This window comes from Pseudomonas salmasensis (assembly GCF_014268375.2).
GTDB lineage: Bacteria > Pseudomonadota > Gammaproteobacteria > Pseudomonadales > Pseudomonadaceae > Aquipseudomonas > Aquipseudomonas salmasensis.
This window is the reverse complement of sequence record NZ_CP077083.1, coordinates 3,959,678-3,980,732: the sequence shown is the minus strand read 5'-3', so window position 1 is coordinate 3,980,732 and position 21,055 is coordinate 3,959,678. Positions and strand designations below refer to the sequence as shown.

17 protein-coding genes are annotated in these 21,055 nt (G+C 59.4%); 4 read left to right on the top strand and 13 right to left on the bottom strand.

Features of this window, described 5'->3' with window-relative positions; all coding sequences use genetic code 11:
- Positions 1 to 73 precede the first annotated feature (73 nt).
- The 7 genes from HU731_RS17870 to hutC form a co-directional block, all read right to left on the bottom strand.
- Complete coding sequence (locus tag HU731_RS17870; RefSeq protein WP_003187840.1) at positions 74 to 898, bottom strand: quaternary amine ABC transporter ATP-binding protein; 825 nt, start codon at positions 896 to 898, stop codon at positions 74 to 76.
- A complete protein-coding gene (locus HU731_RS17865; protein ID WP_186606439.1) occupies positions 895 to 1,746 on the bottom strand; it encodes an ABC transporter permease in 852 nt (283 codons plus the stop codon). Before HU731_RS17865 ends, HU731_RS17870 begins: the two co-directional genes overlap by 4 nt.
- 71 nt (positions 1,747 to 1,817) lie before the next feature.
- Positions 1,818 to 2,783, bottom strand: coding sequence for an ABC transporter substrate-binding protein (locus HU731_RS17860; protein ID WP_186606438.1), 966 nt, complete (start codon positions 2,781 to 2,783; stop codon positions 1,818 to 1,820).
- Positions 2,784 to 2,852: 69 nt separating this feature from the next.
- Positions 2,853 to 4,298, bottom strand: a complete 1,446-nt coding sequence (locus HU731_RS17855) for a purine-cytosine permease family protein (protein WP_186606437.1) — start codon at positions 4,296 to 4,298, stop codon at positions 2,853 to 2,855.
- Positions 4,299 to 4,428: 130 nt separating this feature from the next.
- Positions 4,429 to 6,117 (bottom strand): urocanate hydratase, encoded by a 1,689-nt coding sequence (gene hutU, locus HU731_RS17850; RefSeq protein WP_225931493.1) that lies wholly within the window; start codon positions 6,115 to 6,117, stop codon positions 4,429 to 4,431.
- Between the two features lie 325 nt (positions 6,118 to 6,442).
- Positions 6,443 to 7,003, bottom strand: coding sequence for a HutD/Ves family protein (locus tag HU731_RS17845; protein ID WP_186606435.1), 561 nt, complete (start codon positions 7,001 to 7,003; stop codon positions 6,443 to 6,445).
- Positions 7,000 to 7,710, bottom strand: coding sequence for a histidine utilization transcriptional repressor HutC (hutC, locus tag HU731_RS17840; RefSeq protein WP_224796965.1), 711 nt, complete (start codon positions 7,708 to 7,710; stop codon positions 7,000 to 7,002). Before hutC ends, HU731_RS17845 begins: the two co-directional genes overlap by 4 nt.
- A 147-nt stretch (positions 7,711 to 7,857) precedes the next feature.
- Here hutC and HU731_RS17835 point away from each other — a divergent pair, with 147 nt between their 5' ends.
- Complete coding sequence (locus HU731_RS17835; RefSeq protein ID WP_186606434.1) at positions 7,858 to 9,222, top strand: formimidoylglutamate deiminase; 1,365 nt, start codon at positions 7,858 to 7,860, stop codon at positions 9,220 to 9,222.
- A 126-nt stretch (positions 9,223 to 9,348) separates the two neighbouring features.
- Here the strand turns inward: HU731_RS17835 and HU731_RS17830 are convergent, their stop codons facing one another.
- The 4 genes from HU731_RS17830 to HU731_RS17815 all read right to left on the bottom strand — a co-directional run bounded on the left by HU731_RS17830 (position 9,349) and on the right by HU731_RS17815 (position 14,070).
- The gene (locus tag HU731_RS17830) at positions 9,349 to 9,918 is read right to left on the bottom strand and encodes a lipocalin family protein (RefSeq protein ID WP_186606433.1); all 570 of its coding nucleotides are present in this window, start codon (positions 9,916 to 9,918) and stop codon (positions 9,349 to 9,351) included.
- 30 nt (positions 9,919 to 9,948) lie between these two features.
- Positions 9,949 to 10,203: a hypothetical protein gene (locus HU731_RS17825; protein WP_003187823.1), complete on the bottom strand. Its 255-nt coding sequence runs from the start codon at positions 10,201 to 10,203 to the stop codon at positions 9,949 to 9,951.
- 176 nt (positions 10,204 to 10,379) lie between these two features.
- Positions 10,380 to 11,390 carry a class 1 fructose-bisphosphatase gene (locus HU731_RS17820; RefSeq protein WP_003187818.1) on the bottom strand — a complete coding sequence of 337 codons (1,011 nt, stop codon included), beginning with the start codon at positions 11,388 to 11,390 and terminating at the stop codon, positions 10,380 to 10,382.
- A 229-nt stretch (positions 11,391 to 11,619) separates the two neighbouring features.
- Positions 11,620 to 14,070 carry a glycogen/starch/alpha-glucan phosphorylase gene (locus HU731_RS17815; protein WP_032894008.1) on the bottom strand — a complete coding sequence of 817 codons (2,451 nt, stop codon included), beginning with the start codon at positions 14,068 to 14,070 and terminating at the stop codon, positions 11,620 to 11,622.
- A 237-nt stretch (positions 14,071 to 14,307) separates the two neighbouring features.
- On the opposite strand from HU731_RS17815, the gene HU731_RS17810 reads away from it, so the two are divergent.
- Positions 14,308 to 14,742 carry a YkgJ family cysteine cluster protein gene (locus HU731_RS17810; RefSeq protein ID WP_003187815.1) on the top strand — a complete coding sequence of 145 codons (435 nt, stop codon included), beginning with the start codon at positions 14,308 to 14,310 and terminating at the stop codon, positions 14,740 to 14,742.
- A gap of 195 nt (positions 14,743 to 14,937) precedes the next feature.
- Here the strand turns inward: HU731_RS17810 and typA are convergent, their stop codons facing one another.
- Positions 14,938 to 16,758: a translational GTPase TypA gene (typA, locus tag HU731_RS17805; RefSeq protein ID WP_003187814.1), complete on the bottom strand. Its 1,821-nt coding sequence runs from the start codon at positions 16,756 to 16,758 to the stop codon at positions 14,938 to 14,940.
- Between the two features lie 139 nt (positions 16,759 to 16,897).
- Positions 16,898 to 18,352: a tRNA uracil 4-sulfurtransferase ThiI gene (gene thiI, locus HU731_RS17800; RefSeq protein WP_032894010.1), complete on the bottom strand. Its 1,455-nt coding sequence runs from the start codon at positions 18,350 to 18,352 to the stop codon at positions 16,898 to 16,900.
- 334 nt (positions 18,353 to 18,686) lie between these two features.
- Here thiI and glnA point away from each other — a divergent pair, with 334 nt between their 5' ends.
- Both glnA and HU731_RS17790 read left to right on the top strand, forming a co-directional pair.
- Positions 18,687 to 20,093 carry a type I glutamate--ammonia ligase gene (gene glnA / locus HU731_RS17795; protein ID WP_003187811.1) on the top strand — a complete coding sequence of 469 codons (1,407 nt, stop codon included), beginning with the start codon at positions 18,687 to 18,689 and terminating at the stop codon, positions 20,091 to 20,093.
- A 186-nt stretch (positions 20,094 to 20,279) separates the two neighbouring features.
- Positions 20,280 to 20,816: a chorismate mutase gene (locus tag HU731_RS17790; protein ID WP_186606432.1), complete on the top strand. Its 537-nt coding sequence runs from the start codon at positions 20,280 to 20,282 to the stop codon at positions 20,814 to 20,816.
- Positions 20,817 to 21,055 lie beyond the last annotated feature (239 nt).

Genomic DNA, 21,055 nt, shown 5'->3' with positions numbered 1-21,055 from the left:
CGATGTGAACCCAATCAAGTGTGGGAGCTGGCTTGCCTGCGATGGAGCCAGCCGATTCACCACACAGCCCGGATCAGACCACCGCCGCCCGCCGCTGAACAAAGCGGTCCACATACTCATCCGCCGGCGAATGCAGAATCTCTCGCGGGGTGCCGACCTGGATCAGCTTGCCGTCCTTGAGGATCGCAATGCGGTTACCGATGCGCACGGCCTCGTCGAGGTCGTGGGTGATGAATACGATGGTCTTGTGCAGGGTCTTTTGCAGCTCGAGCAATTGGTCCTGCATCTCGGCGCGGATCAGCGGGTCGAGGGCGCTGAAGGCTTCGTCCATCAGGATGATGTCGGTGTCGGCCGCCAAGGCACGAGCCAGGCCCACGCGCTGGCGCATGCCGCCGGACAGCTGGTGCGGGTATTTGTTTTCGTAGCCCTTGAGGCCCACGGTTTCGATCCAGTGCAACGCACGTTCGGCGCAGACCTGCTTGGTTTCGCCACGCACTTTCAGGCCGTAGGCGACGTTGTCGAGCACGCTCTTGTGCGGCAGCAGGCCGAAGCTCTGGAACACCATGCTGATCTTGTGCCGACGGAATTGGCGCAGGGCTTCCATGTCCAGTTGCAGGATGTCTTCGCCGTCCACGAGGATCGCGCCGCTGGTGGGGTCGATCAGGCGGTTGAAGTGGCGCACCAGGGTGGATTTGCCCGAACCCGACAAGCCCATGATCACAAAGATCTCACCGGTGCCGATGCTCAGGGACAGGTCATTCACACCGACCACGCAACCGGTCTCGGCCAGTACCTGGTCCTTGGTCTTGCCCTGGCCGACCATGGCTAGCGCATCCTGGGCGCGCGCGCCGAAAATCTTGAAGACGTTTTTGACTTCGATTTTGCTGACAGTCGTCATTTGCTCGCCTCATGCCGTGGGCGGCCATAAGCCTGGGTAATGCGGTCGATGACCACTGCGAGAATCACGATCGCCAGCCCGGCTTCAAGGCCACGGCCGACGTTGAGGGTCTGGATGCCGACGAGCACGTCTTCACCCAAGCCACGGGCACCGATCATCGAGGCGATCACCACCATCGACAGCGCCATCATGGTGGTCTGGTTGATCCCGGCCATGATGCTCGGCAACGCCAGCGGCAATTGCACGCCGAACAGTTGCTGCCAGCGGTTGGCACCGAAAGCGTTGATGGCTTCCATGACTTCGCCATCGACCTGGCGAATGCCCAGGTCTGTGAGGCGGATCAGCGGCGGCGCGGCGTAGATCACCGTGGCGAAAATCGCCGGGACCTTGCCCAGGCCGAACAGCATCAGCACCGGGATCAGGTACACGAAGCTGGGCATGGTTTGCATGATGTCCAGCAACGGCATCAGCACCGAACGCAGGCGATTACTGCGCGCCGACAGGATGCCCAGGGGGATGCCGATCAACACCGAGATCACCGTAGCCACCATCATCAATGCCAGGGTTTGCATCAGCTTGTCCCACAGGCCAACCGCGCCCACCAGGAACAGCAGACCGACAATCACCGCCGTGGTCACCACCTTGCGGGTGGCGTGCCAGGCAACACCGCCGACGATGGCCAGCATCAGCCACCAGGGCGCTGCGCGCAGCAGGCCTTCCAGGTTGACGATGGCCCACAGCAGCGTATCGGAGATGTGGCGGAACACATCGCCGTAGTTGGTGACCAGTGCGTCCACCCAACCGTTGACCCAGTCGGCGATGGAAAAGGTAAAGCTCTCAGGAAACATATCGTGCTCTCGATCCAGTGGGTTGTGGCCAGCCGCCCGGCCACCCCTGAGGGTAGCCGTGCACACTTGACCTACAAGGCCGCGTCGATTTTCTTGGCTGCGTCTTCGCTCACCCAGGCGTGCCAGACTTCAGGATGTTCCTTGAGGAATATTTTCGCCAGTTTCGGCGACTCGATCCGCTCCTTGGCCATGCGGCCCAGGTTCTGGTTCAGCAGGTCGATGGGCAGGTTGACCTTTTCCAGCACGGCCACCAGTTCCGGGGCTTGCTCGTGGAAGGTCTTGGACAGGCCGACCTTGATGCTCACGGTTTTATCCACGCCGGGCTTTTCTTCCAGCTTGACCAGGTCGACCTGGCCCATCAGCGGCGTCGGCGACCAGTAGTAGAACAGGATCGGCTCGCCGCGCTTGTAGCTCGACAGCACCGCTGCATCCAGCGCCGGGCCGGTGCCCGGGCGGAAGTTGGTATAGGTGCTTTCCAGGCCGTAGCTCTTGAGCATTTCGCTGTTGTCCAGCTCGCAGGTCCAGCCGGCCGGGCAGTTGTAGAAGCGGCCCTTGGACGGCTCTTCCTGGTCCTTGAACACCGAGGCGTATTTGGCCAGGTCGGCGATGCTTTTCAGGTCCGGGGCCTTGGGTTCGAGCTTGCGCTTGGCGTCGCCTTCGATCACATAGCGCGGCACGTACCAGCCTTCGACCGCGCCCACCACCGGGGCACCGACGCCGACGACTTTGCCGGCCTTCTCGGCCTTGTTCCAGACCTCGCTGCGGCCTACCCACTCCTCGGCGAACACTTGGATGTCGTTGCTGCCCAGGGCGTTTTCCATGGTGATGGAGTTGCCCGGCAGGCTGTCGGTTTTACAGTCGTAGCCTTTTTCCAGCACGGTTTGCAGGATGTCGGTGAGCAACATGCCGCTTTCCCAATTCAGGCCGGCGAATTTCACCGGCTTGCCGGATTCACACCAGCCGGCCGCCTGGGCGCTGGCACTTGCCAGCACGCCAGCGGCGAACAAAGTAGCCAGCAAGGTCTTATTCATAGTCATTGTTGTGACGCTCCCAATCATGAAATGGATTACGGCAGTCAGTAGGCGTCCTGCCCTGTCCACGTCCCATCAGGCTTGTGCAGCCAGCTCGTTTGTTATGGGTGAAGCGCCCTGCTCTTTTGGCAGGATCAGGTGATCGGGTACCGTGCCGTGCCATTTTTTCGCACATACGTAATACAGGGCCGCCGGCAGTACCAGGCCGATGATCCAGGAGATATCCACACCACCCAGCGCGGCCACCAGGGGACCGGTGTAGAACTTGGTGGAGATGAACGGCAACTGCACCAGCACGCCGAATACGTAGACGCTGATGCCCAGCAGGTTCCAGCGGCCGTAGCGACCGTTCGGGTCGGCCAGCGCAGGCACGTCGTAACGCTCGCGGGTGATGCAGTAGTAATCCACCAGGTTGATCGCGCTCCAGGGCGTAAAGAACGCCAGCAGGAACAAGATGAACGACTTGAATGCACCGAGGAACGAATGCTGGCCGAGCAACGCGATCAGCGTGGCCGTGCCGACGATCATCAACACGAACACCAGACGCTGCAGACGCGTGACCTCCAGACGCCCACGAAAGCCGCTGATGATAGTGGCGATGCACATGAAGCTGCCGTAGGAATTGAGCGTCGAGATGGTGACCTTGCCGAACGCGATGCTGAAATACAACAACGCAGCGGTGGCCCCCGTGCCGCTCAAGCCCACGATGTACGCCACCTCGTGACCGGCAAACTGCCCGTTGGACATGGCCGCGGCAAACACGCCGAGGACCATCGCCACTTGAGCACCGATGACCGAACCTGCGCCAGCAGCGAGAAAGGTTTTAACCGATGACGTGTGGCTCGGCAGGTAACGCGAGTAATCCGCCACGTAAGGGCCGAACGCAATCTGCCAAGAGGCCGCAAGCGACACGGCCAGCAGGAAACTGCTCCAGCTGAAGTGGCGGATCTGTAGGAGCGCGCCAACGTCGGTCTGGCTCATCAGGCGGCTGAACAGGTACACAAAGGCAATCACGCCAATGACGCTCGCGACACGGCCGATGAAGTGGATCACCCGGTAACCCAGCACCGTGACCAGCACGATGACACTGGCGAAAATCAGGATGCCGACGCTGTCGCTGACCCCGAACAACTGGCCCAGCGCCTGGCCCGACAGCACAGTACCGGTGGCGGTGAAGCCCAAGTACATCAAGCACACCAGCACAATCGGAATGGCCGCGCCGTACACGCCGAACTGCACCCGGCTGGAAATCATCTGCGGCAGGCCAAGCTTGGGCCCTTGCGCCGCATGCAGCGCCATGACGCCACCGCCGATCAGTTGACCGATGAGCAAGCCGATCAATGACCAGAACACATCACCACCCAGCACCACGGCCAACGCCCCGGTGACAATCGCAGTGATCTGCAGGTTGGCCCCCATCCACAGGGTGAATTGACTGAATAGACGACCATGTCTTTCCGCTTCCGGGATGTAGTCGATCGAACGTTTCTCGATCAACGGGGTGGTGTCGTTTGCAGCCATGTTGTTCAACCTCTAGTGGATTGTTCGATGCTTTTCTGTAGGAGCGAGCTTGCTCGCGAAAAACGTACATTCAACGCAGCGATGCGCCCGGAATACCTTCGCGAGCAAGCTCGCTCCTACAGTGGGTGCGTCAGCCGTTGATCATCGGCAGGTTCAGGCCCTGTTCCTTGGCGCAGTCGATAGCAATCTGATAACCCGCATCGGCATGGCGCATCACCCCGGTGGCCGGGTCGTTGTGCAACACGCGGGCAATCCGCTCGGCCGCTTCGTCAGTACCGTCGCAGACAATCACCATCCCCGAGTGCTGGGAGAAGCCCATGCCCACGCCACCCCCGTGGTGCAGCGAGACCCAGGTGGCGCCGCTCGCGGTGTTGAGCAAGGCGTTGAGCAGCGGCCAGTCGGACACAGCATCGGAGCCGTCCTGCATGGCTTCGGTTTCGCGGTTCGGGCTGGCAACCGAGCCGGAGTCCAGGTGGTCACGGCCGATCACGACCGGCGCGGACAGCTCGCCGCTGCGCACCATTTCGTTGAACGCCAGGCCCAACTTGGCACGCTGGCCCAGGCCGACCCAGCAGATACGTGCCGGCAGGCCCTGGAAGCTGATGCGCTCGCGAGCCATGTCCAGCCAGTTGTGCAGGTGGGCGTCGTCCGGGATCAGTTCTTTGACTTTGGCGTCGGTCTTGTAGATGTCTTGCGGGTCACCGGACAGCGCCGCCCAACGGAACGGGCCAATGCCACGGCAGAACAGCGGGCGGATGTAGGCCGGTACGAAACCTGGGAAGTCGAACGCGTTTTCCACGCCTTCTTCCTGGGCCATCTGGCGGATGTTGTTGCCGTAGTCGAAGGTCGGGATACCTTGCTTCTGGAATTCGAGCATGGCTTTGACGTGTACGGCCATCGACTGCTTGGCAGCCTTGATCACGGCGGCTGGCTCGGTCTTGGCGCGAGCGCGGTATTCGTCCCAGGTCCAGCCGGCCGGCAGGTAACCATTGAGTGGGTCGTGGGCGCTGGTCTGGTCGGTGACCATGTCCGGACGCACGCCACGCTTGACCAGTTCTGGCAGGATCTCTGCGGCGTTGCCCAGCAGCGCAATGGAGATGGCCTTGCCTTCCTTGGTGTACTTGGCGATGCGCGCCAGGGCGTCGTCGAGGTCGGTGGCCTGCTCGTCGACGTAACGGCTGTTCAGGCGGAAGTCGATGCTGACTTGCTGGCACTCGATGTTCAGCGAGCAGGCGCCGGCCAGGGTAGCGGCCAATGGCTGCGCGCCGCCCATGCCGCCGAGGCCGGCGGTGAGTACCCAACGGCCGGTGAGGTCGCTGTTGTAGTGCTGGCGGCCGGCTTCGACGAAGGTTTCGTAGGTGCCTTGAACGATGCCTTGGCTGCCGATGTAGATCCAACTGCCGGCGGTCATCTGGCCGTACATGGCCAGGCCCTTGGCATCCAGTTCGTTGAAATGCTCCCAGCTAGCCCAGTGCGGCACCAGGTTGGAGTTGGCGATCAGTACGCGCGGGGCGTTGCTGTGGGTCTTGAACACGCCTACCGGCTTGCCGGATTGCACCAGCAGGGTTTCGTCGTCGTTCAAGTGAGTGAGGCTCTCGACGATCTGGTCGTAGCACTCCCAGTTGCGCGCCGCGCGGCCGATACCGCCGTACACCACCAGTTCCTTGGGGTTCTCGGCCACTTGCGGGTCGAGGTTGTTCATCAGCATGCGCAGCGGCGCTTCGGTCAGCCAGCTTTTGGCGGTGAGCTTGTTACCGCGGGCGGCGCGGATTTCGACGTCACGGTATTTTGTAGGCCTTGCTTTCGAAAAATCGGTCACAGCTGGACTCCTCGGCATGATGCGCGGACATTGATGGTGCGAAGTCTTACGCACACATCTTTACTTGTATGTACAAGCATATGCAATCGAGCGGCCAACTTTTGAAATGAGCCCTGCAGATTTTTTTCGCAGGTGCGCGCACGCCTTGATAATCAAGGCTTGGCGGTTTGATGAAATTTCTTACGGGGGTGTTTTACGACAAAAGGAATTTGTCACAACAGCGCAACTTTGCGTCACCCTGGGGCGTTCGGTAACAAATTGGTGCGCGGCCTTGGGAACAGCGCACAAACAACTGTGGGAGCTGGCTTGCCTGCTCCCACAGTTTTTAACCGCGTGCGGTCAGTTCGATGATGCAGCAGCGGCCAGTGACAGAGATATCCAGCAGGCCCGTGTTACCGTCCACTTGCAGGCAATCATGGTGGCCGAGCTTCTCGCCCAGCACCGTCACTTCATCCGCCACGCTGAACACCAGCAACGTCTGCGCGGTGCTGAAAAACTGCTGCACGCCATCCACCCACTGCAAGCGTGCATGGTAACGCTGTGGCGAGTAGATCAGGTTGAAGTCTCGAATCGGCCCGGTGATCAAACGGCATGACACCTGGCTTTCGCCCTCGAACGCAAACGGCTGCAACGGTAACAAGCCGCGTTGTTCCTCACCGTCCACGGTCAGCACCATGCCAGCGCCTTTGATCACCGTGATCACGCGCTGATAGCCGGCGAAGGTGGAAAAGCCACCCGACTCGGCGATGTCGGCAATCGACAGACGCCAGCCAAAACCGTCCAGGCCGGTGCCCGCGTCACGGGCGATTTCTTCAGTGCTGCCACCGCCGTTCTTCCACGGCATGCGCACGTAGTTGGCGGCGCGCCAGACGTTGATCTCACTCATTTACTGAAGCGTCCTTCGAGGCTGTGACGGGAACCGGGGTGGATCAACCGCGCCGCCGTCACCGGCTGGCGACCCGACCAGGTACGCCGGCGAATCAACAGGCACGGCTCGCTCGGCTCAATCTGCAACAACTTGCACTCGGCGGCATCGGCGAGGATGGCCTCAACCACATGCTCACCCTCAGTCAACGGCGCGACCTGGTTCAAATAGGCGTAGGGGGTTTGCTGGGTGAAGTCTTGCTGCAGGTATTCCGGCGCGACCAGGGCGTTGACGAAACGGTCTTCGATTTGCACGGGAATGTCGTTCTCGTAATGCACGATCAACGAGTGGAACACCCGCCCGCCTTCGCGCATTTCCAAGGCGACGGCGCGCTCGGAACCGGCAGCCTCTTCGCCAAGGGTGATCACCTGGCAAGTGTGCCGATGCCCGCGGGAGGCGATTTCATCGGCGATGTTGTGCACTTCAAACAGGGCCGATTGGCTTTTGGGCTCAGCCACGAACGTACCAACGCCTTGCATGCGCACCAGCAAACCTTCGGCGGTCAGCTCGCGCAGGGCGCGGTTGATGGTCATGCGGCTGAAGCCCAACTGGCTGACCAACTCGCTTTCCGACGGCACGCGGTAATGGGGCGGCCAGTTGCCGTTGAGGATCTGCTGGCTGATCATCTGTTTGACGCGGGCATACAAGGGCGCCGGACTTTCGTCCATGTGGGCAGCCAGCGATGAGTTGGCGGGCGGAGTCGGCACAGGGAATCCTTGCAGGGGAAAAAGATGCATAGATTGCCGGAGTTTACCGAGCAGGCAAACGTCTGTATATGTATATACAAATAAACACACGACCGGGGTGCCTTGATCATGTCCGCTTTCTTTGCCGAACGCGCACTGCTGCCTAATGTATGGGCCAACGATGTACGTCTTGAAGTCAGCGCCGATGGCCTGCTGACAAAGGTTGAGCCCAATGCCAGTGCAGAAGGCGCCGAACGGCTCAGGGGCCCGGTGTTGGCGGGCATGCCGAACCTGCACTCCCATGCCTTCCAGCGCGCCATGGCAGGCTTGGCCGAAGTGGCCGGCAACCCCAATGACAGCTTTTGGACTTGGCGCGATTTGATGTACCGCATGGTCGGCAAGATCAACCCCGAGCAGTTACAGGTCATCGCCCGTCAGCTGTATATCGAAATGCTCAAGGCCGGCTACACCTCGGTGGCCGAGTTTCATTACGTGCATCACGATCTCAGTGGCCAGCCCTATGCCGACCGTACAGAGCTGTCCTGCCAGATCAGCCAGGCTGCGGCCAGCAGCGGCATCGGCCTGACCTTGCTGCCGGTGCTCTACACCCACGCAGGCTTTGGCGGCCAAGCGCCGAATGAAGGCCAGCGACGGTTTATCAACAGCACTGAACACTACCTGGACCTGCAAGCGCGCCTGCAGCCCGTTCTGGCGGCACAACCGGCACAGCAACTGGGCCTGTGCTTCCATTCCCTGCGCGCCGTCACTCCCGAACAAATCCATACCGTGCTGGCCGCCAGTGACAAGAGCTGCCCGGTGCATATCCACATTGCCGAACAGCAAAAGGAAGTCGACGACTGCCTGTCCTGGAGCGGCAAGCGCCCGTTGCAGTGGCTGTATGACAACGTCGAGGTGGATGAGCGCTGGTGCCTGGTGCATGCCACCCACGCCGATGCCGATGAAGTCACCCGCATGGCCAACAGCCGAGCAATTGCCGGTTTGTGCCTGACCACGGAAGCCAACCTGGGTGATGGGATTTTCCCGGCGGTGGATTTTCTCGCCCAGGGTGGGCGCATGGGCATCGGTTCCGACAGCCATGTGTCATTGAGCGTGGTAGAAGAACTGCGTTGGTTGGAATACGGCCAGCGCCTGCGCGATCAACGGCGTAATCGGTTGTATCGCAGTGACCAACCGATGGTGGGTCGCACGCTGTTCGATGCTGCGCTGGACGGTGGCGCCCAGGCGCTGGGCCAACCGGTTGGTCGACTGCAAGTGGGTAAGCGTGCGGACTGGATTGTGCTGGACGGTAACGACCCGTACCTGGCAACGGCCAGTGAGGATGGAATTCTCAACCGCTGGCTGTTCGCCGGTGGCGATCGGCAAGTACGCGATGTGCTGGTCAATGGCAAGTGGGTGGTGCGAGATGGGCGGCATGCCGGCGAAGAAGACAGCCGCCGGGCATTCACCCAGGTCTTGAAAGATTTGTTGGGCTAACAGCCAAGCCATAACAACTGTGGGAGCTGGCTTGCCTGCGATACAGACAACTCGGTGCATCAGTTACACCGGGTTGATGCTATCGCAGGCAAGCCAGCTCCCACATTGGGTTGAGGGTACTCAGGATTACTGAGAGGACTTTGCCATCTGCTTGTCCGACGTACGCCAGATCAATCGCGTGGTGTCATACCCTTGCTGTCGCGCCCTGCTCAGCAGGTCTTCGCGGGTATCGGCACTCACCGTCGGCGTGCGCGACAGGATCCACATATAGCGCCGGCTCGGGCTGCCGACGATGGCGGTCTTGTAGTCATCGCTGACATACAGCACCCAGTAGTCGCCCTTGGCAACGCCCGGCAACAGTGACGTAAACCAGTTATTGAATTCCACCCACAGCTTGTCGGTCTTGCCTGGCACCTGAGGCGTCGCCGTGCCTTTGGCTTCTTGCCACTTCCACTCAGGCGTCAGGCAGCGGTTGAACACCGACATGTCACCATCAGGCAGCAAGGTATAGCGGGCTTCGGATTGCGCACAGTGGCGCTGGAAGTACATCGGCAACCGGGCCAACTCATACCAGGTGCCCTGGTAACGCTTGAGGTTGACGTTGCTGGCCGTCTTGGGTTGCAGATCATCGCCAGAATGGCTGGCGCAGCCCGCCAAAAACAGGCTGGCGCAAAGGAACAAAACAAAACGCATCATTCTTCTTCTCCCGCAGGCTCGCGCCCCGGTTTACTTCAGGCCTTGCCCGGAAAACATCAGAACTTTGTCACCGGCGTACTGCACGCTGATAAAGCTGTTTTTATCGCCCCAGGTGCAGCTGGACATGCCCAGTGCGCCGGAACAATCGGTTGGCTTGCCCAGCAACGACTCCACCTCGGCCTTGGCCATGCCGGCTGAGAGCTTTTGGTAGTTTTCTTGGGTGACCTTGCTGCAAGCGGCTAAGAGCACGCAAAAAGCCAGCAGGGCGAGACGGCGTATAGACATGGAAAAGCTCCTGGAGAGACAAAGCAGCTGGGGTATCTGCCAGAAGCTTAGAAGGGAAAAGGGGTGTCTGGTTCCCGACGAGCGAAAACAAAAAAGCCCCGAAAACGCTGAAACGTTTCGGGGCTTCTTTAACGGTGATCCATCTCACAATACAGCGGCTCACCGCTCGTTACGGCTTACTTCTTGTGATAAGCCGTCACGCGCTCAACTTCTTCCTTCGAACCCAGGAACACCGCCACACGCTGGTGCAGGCCTTCTGGCTGGATGTCGAGGATGCGCTGGTGGCCGTCGGTAGACGCACCGCCTGCCTGCTCAACCAGGAACGACATCGGGTTGGCTTCGTACATCAGGCGCAGTTTGCCTGGCTTGGAAGGCTCGCGGCTGTCGCGCGGGTACATGAACAGGCCACCACGGGTCAGGATGCGGTGCACGTCGGCAACCATCGCGGCTACCCAGCGCATGTTGAAGTTCTTCTTCAACGGGCCTTCTTCGCCTTCCATCAGCTCGTTGACGTAGCGCTTGACCGGTTCTTCCCAGTGACGCTGGTTGGACATGTTGATGGCAAATTCCTGGGTAGAAGCAGGAATCGAAATGTCTTCGTGGGTGAGTACGAAGCTGCCCATTTCACGGTCCAGGGTGAAGCCTTTGACGCCATCGCCCAGGGTCAGCACCAGCATGGTCTGTGGGCCGTAGATCGCGTAGCCAGCAGCCACTTGCTCAGTGCCTGGCTGCAGGAAGGCCTTTTCGTTCAGGGCTTCGTTCTGGCTCAGGTATTCGTTGGGGCAACGCAGTACCGAGAAGATGGTGCCGACCGGTGCGTTGATGTCGATGTTGGACGAACCGTCCAGTGGGTCGAATACCAAGAGGTATGCGCCCTTCGGGTATTTGCCTGGGATCTGGTAGGCATTGTCCATTTCTTCGGACGCCATGCCGGCCAGGTGGCCGCCCCATTCGTTGGCTTCGAGCAGGATTTCGTTGGACAGCACGTCCAGCTTCTTCTGCACTTCGCCCTGCACGTTTTCAGTGCCCATGCTGCCCAGGACACCGCCCAGTGCGCCTTTGGAAACGGCGTGGCTGATTTCCTTGCAAGCACGCGCCACCACTTCGATAAGGAAGCGCAGATCGGCAGGCGTGTTGTTGCTGCGGGTCTGCTCGATCAAATAGCGACTCAAGGTAACGCGGGACATGGAAGGCTCCGGAGAATGGGGGGCTAAAAACCCGCGCAGTTTAGCGCGAGTCGGGGCTGATTTCCTCTAATCAGAGGATTTAACGCCAATAGAGTTCACGACCCAACGCAATAGCCCTCTGTAGGAGCGAGCTTGCTCGCGAAAAACTCACACGCGCCGCGTTCATTCAGCAAGCACGCGTTATCGTTGGAGCTCTTCGCGAGCAAGCTCGCTCCTACAGGGGCATCAGTTAGTCGAGGGCTTTCCAGATCTCGGTGGCGTACTCCCTGATGGTCCGGTCCGAGCTGAACCAGCCCATGCGCGCCGTATTAAGCACTGCCGAGCGCCACCAGGCCTTGGAGTCATGCCAATGCGCTTCGACCCGCGCCTGGGCGTCCCAGTAGGCGTCAAAGTCGGCACACACCAGGAAGCGGTCGTAGTCGATCAGCCCATCGATCAGGCCCACATAGCGCCCCGGATCATCCGGCGAAAACACCCCGCCACGAATGGCTTGCAGCACGTCGTTCAAGCGATGAGACGCGGCAATGTCTGGCCCGGCGCTGAACTCGCCGGCATGCTTGCGAGCTTCCACCTGCTGGGCACTGAGACCGAAGATAAACATGTGCTCGGCGCCGACCCGCTCGTGCATCTCCACATTGGCGCCGTCCATGGTGCCGATGGTCAGCGCACCGTTGAGGCCGAACTTCATGTTGCTGGTACCCGACGCTTCAAAGCCGGCGGTGGAAATCTGCTCCGACAAATCCGCTGCCGGAATGATGCTTTCCGCCAGGCTGACGTTGTAGTTGGGCAGGAACACCACCTTGAGCAAACCGCGCACGGTCGGGTCGTTGTTGACCGTGCGGGCGATGTCGTTGGTCAGCTTGATGATCAGCTTGGCCTGGTGGTAGCTGGCTGCCGCCTTGCCGGCAAAGATCTTTACCCGAGGCACCCAGTCGATGCCCGGCTCGGCACGGATCGCCTGGTACAGCGCCACGGTGTGCAGCAGGTTGAGCAATTGGCGCTTGTACTCGTGAATACGCTTGACCTGCACGTCGAACATCGCCGCCGGGTTGATCGCAATGCCCAGGCGCTCATGGATGATCTGCGCCAGTGCGCGCTTGCTGTGCAGGCGCTGCTCAGCAAACGCTTTGCGGAAGGCCGGCTTCTCGGCAAAGGGTTCCAACTCGATCAGGCGCTGTTCGGGCTGATCGAGAATGTCCGGGCCCAGCGCTTCCACCAACATATCGGTCAGCTTTGGGTTGGCCTGGTACAGCCAGCGACGGAAGGTAATGCCGTTGGTTTTGTTGTTGATGCGCTCGGGGTAGAGCTTGTGCAGTTCGGAGAACACCGTGCTGCGCATCAGTTGGGTATGCAAACCGGACACGCCATTGACGCTGTGAGAGCCCAGGAACGCCAGGTTGCCCATGCGCACGCGGCGGCCGTTGTCTTCTTCGATCAGCGACACCGCGCGCAACACATCAAAGTCGTGTATGCCTTTGGCACGCAGCGAGTCGATGTGCTGGGCGTTGATCAGGTAGATGATCTGCATGTGCCGCGGCAGCATGCGCTCCATCAAACCGACAGGCCAGGTTTCCAGGGCCTCGGGCAGCAAGGTGTGGTTGGTGTACGAAAGGGTCTCGACGGTGACATCCCACGCGGCTTCCCAGGGAATGTCATGCAAGTCGACCAACTGGCGCATCAACTCGGCCACGGCGATGGACGGGTGGGTGTCGTTGAGCTGGATGGCGGCGTGTTCGCCCAGGCTCAATACCGAACCGTGCATATTCTTATGGCGGCGCAGCAAATCTTGCAGGGACGCGGAGACGAAGAAATATTCCTGGCGCAGGCGCAGTTCCTGCCCTGCTTCGGTGCTGTCGGCCGGGTAAAGCACTCGGGAGATGCTTTCGGCGCGGGCCACTTCGGCGACGGCGCCCAAATGGTCACCGGCGTTGAAGCGCTCCAGGTGCAGGTCTTCTACGGCGCGCGCACGCCAGAGGCGCAGGGTGTTGACGCTGGCGCCGCGCCAACCGACGACCGGCGTGTCATAGGCCACGGCGCGTACGGTTTCGTTGGGCGACCATACCTGGATCATCTTGCCGGAGGCGTCCGCCACGGTTTCGACGCTGCCGCCAAAGCCGATCGGGTAAATCACCTCGGCGCGTTCGAATTCCCAAGGGTTACCGAAATCCAGCCAGCGTTCGGTCTGCTCCTGCTGCCAACCGTCGACAATGGCTTGGCGGAACAGGCCGTGTTCATAACGGATGCCATACCCGTGGCCAGCAATGCCCAGGGTCGACATGCTTTCCATAAAGCACGCTGCCAGACGGCCCAGGCCACCATTGCCGAGCGCCGCGTCGGGCTCCAGCAGGCGGATGCGCTCCAGATCCACGCCCAGCTCCGACAGCGCTTCGCGAGCGATCTCCAGCACCCCCAGGTTGCTCAGGCTGTCGTAGAGCAGACGGCCGATGAGAAATTCCAGGGACAGGTAATAAACACGCTTCTGGCCTTTGCGATAAATACGTCGCGTGTGGTCCATCCAGTGATCGACCATCTGGTCGCGGGCGGCCAGGGCAATGGCTTCGAACCAGTCATGGTCGAAGGCGTGATCCGGGTCCTTGCCCACCGCGTAGGTGAGTTTGGTCAAGACAGCATCGCGGAATGCGGCTACCTCTGCTTCTCGTGCAAGCGGTTCCTGAGACATCGGTGCGACCTCGGGCGAGATTGAAGGAGTTGCTAGAGCCTAGTCGGTCTGACAGACGGTAGACGTGCTGGTTCGGCAGTTTTTTAACTCATTCGCCATGGGCTGAATTTGATGCAGGGGTCGTGCCCGATCAGGCCACGGCCAAACCTTTGAGCTGAAACCTGCAAAATATTGTTCAAAAAACCACCAATCCCGGTATGATCGCGCGCCCGGATAACGCCCCACCTTGGAACCTTGATGAAGCCTCAACTGATCGCCGCCGCGGAACTCGACCGTCTAGAGACCTGGCAGAAATACTCCGCCCACATGTGCGGTGGTTGCGTGTCCAGCTGCTGCACGCTGCCGGTGGAGGTGAAGATCAAGGACCTGATCCGCATTGGCATCGTCGATGAGTTCGAGCGCGGCGATCCGCCGAAGAACATCGCCAAGCGTTTGCAGAAAGAAGGCATCGTCGAGCGGTACAACAACAAGTCCGAAATTTTTACTTTGCAGCGCATGAGCAACAACGACTGCCTGTACCTGGATCGTAAGACGCGCTTTTGCACTATTTATGACAAGCGCCCGGATACCTGCCGCAACCACCCGAAAATCGGGCCGCGGCCGGGGTACTGCGCGTACAAGCCCAAGGAAGTGGTGCGCGAGACCAACTTCAAGACCCTCGACAAGTTCTGATCCGGATTTTGTAGTGCCCTCAAGGGCCTCATCGCAGGCAAGCCAGCTCCCACATTTGAATGTATTCACAGATCCAAAATGTGGGAGCCGGGCTTGCCCGCGATGAGGCCGGCACAGTCACCACAAAACCTGCAGGCATAAAAAAACGCCCCCGGCCTTTCGACCGGGGGCGTTTTTCATTCAGCCTGAGTTAACTCAGTTCTTGGCTTTCTTGGCAGCGCGGGTACGCTCGCCTTCGTCCAGGATCTTCTTACGCAGGCGGATCGACTTAGGCGTGACTTCGCACAGCTCGTCGTCCTGGATGAATTCCAGGGCCTGTTCCAGGGTGAAGCGAACAGGTGGAACCAGAGCGATGGTTTCGTCTTTGCCCGAAGCACGCATGTTGTCGAGCTTCTTGCCTTTGGTTGGGTTGACGCCCATGTCGTTGTCACGGCTGTTCAGACCAACGATCTGACCGTTGTAGATCTCTTGACCGTGTTCAACGAACAGCTTGCCACGCGCCTGGAGGGTTTCCAGGGAGTAGGTCAGCGCCTTGCCGGTTTCTACCGATACCAGAACACCGTTCTGACGGCCGGACATGTCGCCGGACTTCATGGTGTCGTAGCGATCGAAGATCGAGGTCAGGATGCCAGCACCGTTGGTCAGGGTCAGGAACTGGTTACGGAAACCGATCAGACCACGAGCAGGGATGTTGTATTCCAGACGCACACGGCCTTTGCCATCCGGCACCATGTTGGTCAGGTCGCCCTTACGCAGGCCCATCTCTTCCATGACCTTGCCCTGGGATTCTTCAGGGGTGTCGATGGTGACGTTTTCGAACGGTTCCTGCTTCACGCCGTCAACCTGACGGATGATCACTTCCGGACGACCAACACCCATTTCGAAGCCTTCGCGACGCATGGTTTCGATCAGTACCGAGAGGTGCAGCTCACCACGGCCGGAGACCTTGAACTTGTCAGCCGAGTCGCCTTCTTCAACGCGCAGGGCAACGTTGTACAGCAGCTCTTTGTCCAGACGCTCCTTGATGTTACGGGAGGTCACGAACTTGCCTTCTTTACCGCAGAAAGGCGAGTCGTTTACCTGGAAGGTCATGGAAACGGTTGGCTCGTCAACGGTCAGAGGCTTCATCGCCTCGACGTTGTCCGGCTGGCACAGGGTGTCGGAGATGAACAGCGAGTCCATACCGCTCACGCAGACGATGTCGCCAGCGAAAGCTTCTTCAACGTCTACACGGTGCAGACCGTGGTGACCCATCAGCTTCAGGATACGACCGTTACGCTTCTTGCCGTCAGCGCCGATAGCGACAACCGGGGTGTTCGGCTTGACGCTACCACGAGCGATACGGCCAACGCCGATAACACCCAGGAAGCTGTTGTAGTCCAGTGCCGAGATTTGCATCTGGAACGGGCCTTCACGGTCAACTTTCGGTGCTGGTACGTTGTCGACGATCGACTGGTACAGCGGAGTCATGTCTTCAGCCATGTCGGTGTGGTCAAGACCAGCAATACCGTTCAGGGCCGAGGCGTAGATGACTTGGAAGTCCAGCTGTTCTTCGGTAGCACCCAGGTTGTCGAACAGGTCGAAGATCTGGTCCAGAACCCAGTCCGGACGCGCGCCTGGACGGTCAACCTTGTTGATGCACACGATCGGACGCAGGCCGGCTTCGAAAGCCTTCTTGGTCACGAAACGGGTTTGCGGCATAGGGCCGTCTTGAGCGTCAACCAGCAGCAGAACGGAGTCAACCATCGACATTACGCGTTCTACTTCGCCGCCGAAGTCGGCGTGGCCCGGGGTATCCACGATGTTGATGTGGTAGCCGTTCCAGTTGATAGCGGTGTTTTTTGCCAGGATGGTAATACCGCGCTCTTTTTCCTGGTCGTTGGAGTCCATCACGCGCTCGTCGTTGAGCTCGTTGCGCTCCAGGGTGCCGGATTGACGCAGGAGTTTGTCTACCAGGGTGGTTTTACCATGGTCAACGTGAGCAATGATGGCGATGTTACGTAGATTTTCGATCACTTGTGTATCTCGATCAGAGGATTCGGTGTGCTGACAGGTCGTGGCAGCGATTAACAGTAGAGTCAGGCCTTGCCGTTACAGCTTGACGGCAGAGTCGGGGGGCCGGTGACGCAGGCCACAGGCAAACAGCCCCGGGCTCTTAGCTCGGTCGATAAACGCGCACATTGGCATGCCCCTCACTGAGCAAATGGTGGGCATGCAGGCGACTCATCACGCCTTTGTCGCAATACAACAGGTACTGACGGCTGTTATCCAGTTCCTTGAAACGCGCGTTCAGTGCGTAGAACGGCAGCGTTTGCACGTCGATGCCAGCGATTTCCAGCGGCTCATCCTCAGCGGCATCCGGGTGACGGATGTCGATGACGATCTGGCCGGCCAGGGCTTCGCTGACTTCTTCGATTTTTACATCCTGGCCCAACTCGTCGATCACCCGATCGATTGGGACCAGCTTGGCGTTCTCGAGCGCACGCTCCAGAATCGCCATGTCGAATTCTTTTTCTTCATGCTCCACGCGGTGACGCTTGGCGTGGGTCTTGGGGTTCACCGAAATGACCCCGCAGTACTCAGGCATATGCTTGGCAAAGTCGGCGGTGCCGATTTGCTCTGCCAGGTCGATGATGTCCTGCTTGTGGCTGGCGATCAGCGGGCGCAGCACCAGCTTCTCGGTCACGCAATCAATGATCGACAGGTTAGGCAGCGTCTGGCTGGAAACCTGGGAAATCGCTTCGCCGGTCACCAGGGCGTCGATCTGCAATTGATCGGCGATTCGGGACGCAGCGCGCAACATCATACGCTTCAATACTACGCCCATATGACTGTTATCGACTTTGCCGAGAATTTCGCCCAGCACTTCCTCGAACGGTACGCTTACAAATAGCACGCGTTGGGAGCTGCCGTATTTCTTCCAGATAAAGTGCGCGACTTCCATCACGCCCAATTCATGTGCACGCCCGCCCAGGTTGAAGAAGCAGAAGTGGCTCATCAGGCCGCGACGCATGATCTGGTAGGCCGCCACCGTGGAATCGAAACCGCCGGACATCAATACCAGGGTCTGTTCCAGGGCGCCCAGCGGGTAGCCGCCGATGCTGTTGTGCTGGCTGTGGATCACAAACAACCGTTGGTCGCGAATTTCCATGCGCACTTCAATTTGTGGCGCTTTCAAGGAAATTCCAGCGGCACCGCACTCGCGACGCAGCTTGCTGCCGACGTATTTCTCGACGTCCATGGAGCTGAACGGGTGCTTGCCGGCACGCTTGCAGCGCACCGAAAAAATCTTGCCTTCAAGCGCACTGCCGTAGTGCTGCTTGCACTTTTCGGTGATGTCGTCGAAGTCGCCCAACGGGTACTCATCCACCTGCAGGAAATGCGCGATGCCCGGCATGCAGCTCAGGCGCTCGGTCATGTCCTTCAAGGCTTTGGCGTCGGTAATGCGGGTTTCCAGCTCGAGGTTGTCCCACACGCCGTTCACCACCACAGCCGGGTCCAGGTCACGGAGCACGGCACGGATGTTCTTGGCCAACTGACGGATGAAACGCGTCCGTACCGGTCGGCTCTTGATGGTGATCTCGGGGAAGACTTTAACGATTAATTTCATGGAAACAGCGCGCGCCGGGCCTGCTGAAAAAGGGGGGCGCGGATTATAGCGGAAATCGCTCAAGGTTTAACCAGTTAATATGCATTGCACATGCAATGCACCAAAACGGGTCATTTACACAAATAAACGCTACATTGCAGTGCGCGATTTATGCCGTTTTTGCCGATTGCACCGTTATAGGGGCTATTTTGAGGCAAAACGGCCATGTTGGCGCACTGGCATGCAATTTGCTCTCTTGTGAGGCAGGTTGCCTTGGCGGAGTATCCGCGCCGGCATCACCCAAATTCTAAGGGCTAACTCCACTACCCAAGCCCGAAGCCACCCGGAGGACACCATGTCGAAGTCGGTTCAACTCATCAAAGATCATGACGTTAAATGGATTGATCTGCGCTTCACGGACACAAAAGGCACTCAGCACCACGTGACCATGCCGGCTCGCGATGCGCTGGAAGATGACTTCTTCGAAGTCGGCAAGATGTTCGACGGTTCCTCCATCGCCGGCTGGAAAGGCATCGAAGCCTCCGACATGATCCTGCTGCCAGACGACAGCACTGCCGTACTCGACCCGTTCACCGAAGAGCCAACCCTGATCCTGGTGTGCGACATCATCGAGCCTTCGACCATGCAAGGCTATGACCGCGACCCACGCGCCATCGCCCACCGTGCCGAGGAATACCTGAAGTCCACCGGTATCGGCGACACCGCATTCTTCGGCCCTGAGCCAGAGTTCTTCATCTTCGACTCGGTGAAGTTCAAATCTGACATCTCCGGCTCCATGTTCAAGATTTTCTCCGAGCAAGGCTCGTGGATGTCCGACCAGGACGTGGAAGGCGGCAACAAAGGCCACCGTCCAGGCGTGAAAGGCGGCTACTTCCCAGTACCACCGTTCGACTTCGACCACGAAATCCGTACCTCCATGTGCAACGCACTGGAAGAAATGGGCCAGACCGTTGAAGTTCACCACCACGAAGTGGCGACTGCCGGCCAGAACGAAATCGGCGTGAAATTCAACACGCTGGTGAAGAAGGCTGACGAAGTTCAAACCCTGAAATACTGCGTGCACAACGTTGCCGATGCCTATGGCCGCACCGCTACCTTCATGCCTAAGCCGCTTTACGGCGATAACGGCTCGGGCATGCACGTTCACGTATCGATTTCCAAAGACGGCAAGAACACCTTCGCTGGCGAAGGCTATGCCGGCCTGTCCGATACCGCCCTGTACTTCATCGGCGGCATCATCAAGCACGGTAAGGCCCTGAACGGCTTCACCAACCCGTCGACCAACTCCTACAAGCGTCTGGTCCCAGGTTTTGAAGCGCCGGTGATGCTGGCCTACTCGGCACGCAACCGCTCTGCCTCGATCCGTATTCCTTACGTCAACAGCCCTAAAGGCCGTCGTATCGAAGCGCGTTTCCCAGACCCGGCTGCCAACCCTTACCTGGCCTTCGCCGCCCTGATGATGGCCGGCCTGGACGGCATCCAGAACAAGATCCACCCTGGCGACGCCGCCGACAAAAACTTGTACGACCTGCCGCCTGAAGAGGCCAAAGAGATCCCACAAGTGTGCGGCAGCCTGAAAGAAGCCCTGGAAGAGCTGGACAAGGGCCGTGCGTTCCTGACCAAAGGCGGCGTTTTCAGCGACGACTTCATCGACGCTTACATCGCCCTGAAAAGCGAAGAAGAAATCAAAGTACGCACCTTCGTACACCCACTGGAATACGAGCTGTACTACAGCTGCTGATCCGGTAGCGCTGCTTAAGGTAGCGTGATGAAAAAGGCCTCCTTCGTGGAGGTCTTTTTTTGCCTGAGATTTCCTGTAGGAGCGAGCTTGCTCGCGAAAAACGCCAAGACACCGCATTTTTTTCAACATTGGCGCGTTATCGTTAGCGACCTTCGCGAGCAAGCTCGCTCCTACAGAGGATCGCCCTTGAAACATCGACTCGTCTTTGCCCTGCTATTGGCCAGTGCCACAGCAAACGCCGCGCCGCCTACGCTCGAACCCTTGCTCAACAGCATCGCCGAACGCCTGGAGATTGCCGACCAGGTAGCACTGAGCAAGTGGGACAGCCACAAGCCCGTGGAGGACAAGAAGCGCGAACAAGAGGTGATCGCCAGCGTCACTGCCCAGGCGCCAAGCTACAAGCTGGACCCGACCGCTGCCGAGCAGTTCTTCGCCGCCCAGATCGAAGCCAACAAACTGGTGCAATACACCCACCTGTCCGACTGGCAGTTCCAGGGCAAAGCCCCCGACGACCCGCGCCCGGACCTGGTCCAGCAGATCCGCCCGCGATTGGACGAACTGCAAAAAAGGCTGTTGCAGCAGTTGGCCGACTTCACTCCACAGCGCACCGACCCGCAGTGCCCGCAATGGCTGGCCGAGGCCGTGCACGAACCGCTGAATGATCCGCTGCGCCAACTGGCGATGATCCGCGCCACAGCCGAGCTGTGCATCTACAAAGGCTAGTGACTGCAAACCCAATCAAACAGGTGGGAGCAGGCAAGCCAGCTCCCCCACTGACCGCGATTCGCCGTTCATTGTCGCAAGCTGAACAACCTTCACAAAATCGCACTATATTGGTGCGATAGCCTGCACCCTTCTCAAGTGCCCAGCCCATTTTGGTTCGAAACTTCCCGTTCAAGCTGGCAGAACGCCACAGTTTCGCGCCTCAATCCCTTATTTCAGGGCATTAGCGCTTCTTTTCG